1 protein-coding gene is annotated in these 577 nt (G+C 44.7%); it reads right to left on the reverse strand.

What is annotated here, in order from left to right:
- On the reverse strand, window positions 1-577 hold a 577-nt coding region (locus Q7C21_RS22595), incomplete at both ends, for a hypothetical protein (protein ID WP_375151174.1).

Below are 577 nucleotides of genomic sequence, written 5' to 3' on the forward strand. Positions count from 1 at the left end.
ATGGCAATTTCGGTTGCGCGCTATTTTTGTTAGAAGCAACCAAACCATCATCAAATAGGGTGATAAATTTACTCATGCCATGTATCTGAAAATAACCATCAGGGTAGGGCGTTAGCTGCGCCATGCCCTCAGGGGTACCGCGCTCACCATAGACGATAATTTCAGGAATCTGTCCGCCCGTATCGTCCCAATGAGTGATATAAGACGATTTAAACTCGACCATACGCGTGACTTTGACCCCGACCATATCATCGATGATGCCAGTACGAAAACCACAAGCGTTGATTAAGTAATCAACTTCGATAGAATCCGTTTTGGCTTCAAATTCGGTCTCAGTATCAGAGCGCGCTGCTTGTTGATAATCAATGCGCCATCTGGTCACATGATGGTCAGCGTTTGAGCAGTTTTCACAATCAACTGGCATGACTTGATTAACCTGCGTATCGGTAAAGACATGCGCGTGCTCATAGCCTTCTAAAGCCACTTGTGCAGAAGCTGCCAAACGGAAGATATTCCAGCCATATTCTTGCACGACAATCAGCGGAAATTTAACCTTGTTTAAATCCAAATACTTAGC

It is taken from the genome of Pantoea sp. ANP04, assembly GCF_041982285.1.
Taxonomy (GTDB): domain Bacteria; phylum Pseudomonadota; class Gammaproteobacteria; order Enterobacterales; family Enterobacteriaceae; genus Pantoea; species Pantoea eucalypti.